This window comes from Acinetobacter sp. Root1280, assembly GCF_001425285.1.
In the GTDB taxonomy this organism is placed as follows: domain Bacteria; phylum Pseudomonadota; class Gammaproteobacteria; order Pseudomonadales; family Moraxellaceae; genus Acinetobacter; species Acinetobacter guillouiae.
Genome location: NZ_LMED01000024.1, coordinates 1 through 1,000, shown reverse-complemented (window position 1 = coordinate 1,000; position 1,000 = coordinate 1). Strand labels below are relative to the sequence as shown.

At 72.7% G+C, this 1,000-nt stretch carries 1 protein-coding gene; it reads left to right on the top strand.

All coding sequences use genetic code 11. From position 1 onward, the window contains the following. Nucleotides 1–927: SMP-30/gluconolactonase/LRE family protein (locus ASC84_RS22460; protein WP_227515168.1), on the top strand; the 927-nt coding region annotated here is incomplete at its 5' end. Nucleotides 928–1,000: the final 73 nt, after the last annotated feature.

Genomic DNA, 1,000 nt, shown 5'->3' with positions numbered 1-1,000 from the left:
ACCGACTCGCGCCAGGCCCTCACCGTCCACCCAGTCCCGGCGATGGGCGCCGAGGACGTCGTCGTCGCTGCGGACGGCACCGTCTTCACCGGCACCGAGGACGGCGCGCTCTGGGCGCTCGATCCCGCGACCGGCAGCACGCGCCGGGTCGCCGACACCGGCGGCCGTCCCCTGGGCATCGAGCTGCTGGGCGACGGGCATCTGCTCGTCTGCGACGCCGAGCGCGGCCTGCTCGACGTCGACCCGGCCACCGGCGCCGTGGAGGTCCTGCTCGACCGCCTCGACGGCCGGGCGATGAGGTTCTGCAACAACGCCGCGGTCGCGAACGACGGGACGATCTGGTTCAGCGACTCCTCGCTGCACTACGGCGTGCAGCAGTGGAAGGACGACTTCGTCCAGGACACGCGCACCGGCCGTCTCGTGAGGCGCGACCCGGACGGCACGGTCACGGTGGTGCTGGAGGGCCTCGCCTTCGCCAACGGCGTGGCCCTGGCCGCGGACGAGTCGTTCGTCTGCGTGGCCGAGACGCGTGGACGCAGCGTCGTACGCCTCTGGCTCACCGGGGCGCGGGCGGGGGAGCGCGACCACCTCGTGACCGACCTGCCGGGCTATCCCGACAACATCAGCCGTGGCAGCGACGGACTCGTGTGGGTCACGATCGCCAGCCCGGTCGACCCGCTGGTCGAGCGCCTCGGGTCGGCCCCGATGGTGCTGCGCCGGGCGGTCACCCGCATCCCCGAGGCGCTCCAGCCCAAGCCGAAGCGCACGATCCGCGTGCAGGCCTACGACGACGACGGTCGTCTCGTCCACGACGTCGACCTCGCGGACCCCGGCTACCACATGGTCACCGGCGTGCGGGAGCACGACGGCCGGGTGTGGCTGGGCAGCCTGCACGAGCCGTCGGTGGCCGTGGTTGACCTGGCATGAAATAGACTCAGGCCCCATGGCACTCCTCGACTCGATCGGCTCCCCGCGCGACCTCCGCGGACTCTCGGCGGAG